This window comes from Herminiimonas sp. (assembly GCF_030645555.1).
Taxonomy (GTDB): Bacteria; Pseudomonadota; Gammaproteobacteria; order Burkholderiales; family Burkholderiaceae_D; genus Oxalicibacterium.
Map to the genome: position 1 here is coordinate 1 of NZ_JAUSME010000321.1, position 2108 is coordinate 2108.

Genomic DNA, 2108 nt, shown 5'->3' on the forward strand with positions numbered 1-2108 from the left:
ATCTTGAGGGCCAAACTAGCCGGCCGTGCCGACATGACTGCGGTATCCGGTCTGGTCAAGGCTGCGCTGACCAAAGGCTGAGTGCCCATACGCCTGATTTCCATTCCGCCAGCATTTTGATACCGACGTGATCCCACAGTCGTTTATCCAGGATTTGCTCAAACGCGTCGATATCGTCGACGTGGTGGGGCGGTATGTGCCGCTGAAAAAGGGTGGCGCAAATTTCATGGGCTTGTGCCCTTTCCACAACGAAAAATCCCCCAGTTTTACCGTCAGTCCGACCAAGCAGTTTTATCACTGCTTCGGCTGCGGTGCGCATGGCACGGCGATCGGTTTTTTGATCGAATATTCTGGCATGGGATTCGTCGAAGCGGTCAAGGACCTTGCGCAAAATGTAGGCATGGTCGTGCCGGAAACGGAAGACCGTTTGCTGCCGGCGCAACGCGCCGAACACCAGGCAAAAAGCCTCGCATTGTCGGAAGCGATGACGCGCGCCTGCGATTTTTATCGGCAGCAGTTGCGGCATGCAGACCGCGCAAAAAATTACCTGATCAATCGCGGCCTGACTGGTGAAATCGCTGCGCGTTATGGCATGGGATATTCACCTGATGGCTGGGATGGTTTGCGCGCGGTTTTCCCCGATTACGAACTTGATGCGCTGGTCGAATCCGGCCTGGTGATCGACAAGGCTGAAGAAGAGGGCGCAAACCGCAAACGCTACGACAGGTTCCGCGACCGCATCATGTTCCCGATCCGCAATTCCAAGGGCCAGGTGATCGGTTTTGGCGGTCGCGTGCTCGATAGCGGCGAGCCTAAATACTTGAATTCGCCCGAGACGCCCTTATTTCAAAAGGGTAGCGAGTTGTATGGTTTGTTCGAGGCGCGGCAGGCAATACGTGAAGCTGGTTATGCCCTGGTCACGGAAGGCTATATGGACGTGGTCGCGCTGGCGCAACTCGGTTTTCCGCAAGTAGTGGCGACCCTGGGTACGGCTTGCACGCCTATCCATGTGCAGAAATTGCTGCGCCAGACCGATCAGGTGATATTCAGTTTCGATGGCGACAGTGCCGGACGGCGTGCAGCCAGACGTGCGCTGGAAGCGAGCTTGCCGCATGCGGGCGATAACAAGGTGATCAAGTTCCTGTTTTTGCCGACTGAGCATGATCCCGACAGTTATATCCGTGCGCTGGGTACAGCTGCATTCGAAAAGCAGGTGCAGGATGCGATGCCGCTGTCGCAATTTCTGCTAAAAGAAGCGGTCGGCGACAACGATCTCGGCACGCCGGAAGGCCGGGCGCGCACGCAGTTTGATGCAAAGTCCTTTTTGCAGGCCTTGCCGCCTTCCTCCCTGCGACTGCAGATAGTGCGCAGCCTGGCGCAGATTACCGAAAGCACGCCGGCTGAAATTGAAGCCTTGTTTGAATTGGTACAGCCGATTTCACGCGTGCGTGCGGCGCCACCGCGCGGTAAGCGTACGGCACCGGTAGGGCTGGAACGCCAGATCATGCGCCTGCTGGTTGCGCATCCGGTGCTGGCGGCAGAACTCGATCAGGCGGCGCTCGATGTGGCCGCGCACTTTGCGCCGGATCGCGCCGACATGCTGGCGCAATTGGTGACGATGAGTCGCGAAATGGGTGGGCACGCCAATTTCGCCACGTTGGCGGAATTATTGCGTTCTGCCGGCTCGGATTTCGATCCGCTGATTGCAGAAATTGCGGCCGAATCCGAATCGGATGTGGACGCAGCCAGGCTGGAATTGGCCGGCGCCATCCGGCAGACGAAAATGCAAGTCTTGACGGCAGAGATAGGGAAGCTGGTCGCAGAAGGTTTGAGTGGCGAGCAGGCGCAGGCGCGTTATCGCGATTTGACCTTGCAGCAGGAGCAATTGCGGCGTCAGGCGCAGGAAGAAAAGCAGCAAAGAGACTAATTTTGCACTTGTTTAGAGGGGGAGTGCGCCCCCATATGTTATAATTAAAGGCTTTCGATTCAACGCCTTAGAGTTGTAGATAGTGCAGTAATCGGAAAGAAAATCAATAAACTTGCGCGGGCGGAAGCCGGAAGTGAATGCGCAAATCTGCTTCTTGAGTGCAGCATGACCCGCACTTCAA

At 56.6% G+C, this 2108-nt stretch carries 1 protein-coding gene and 1 pseudogene; both read left to right on the top strand.

The window, feature by feature from the left end; translation table 11 throughout:
- A pseudogene (locus Q7T06_RS11955) lies at nt 1-81 on the top strand (GatB/YqeY domain-containing protein); the annotation flags it as partial.
- A gap of 46 nt (nt 82-127) precedes the next feature.
- Entirely contained in the window at nt 128-1927 is a 1800-nt protein-coding gene (gene dnaG, locus Q7T06_RS11960; RefSeq protein ID WP_304784956.1) for a DNA primase, read from the top strand.
- Nucleotides 1928-2108: the final 181 nt, after the last annotated feature.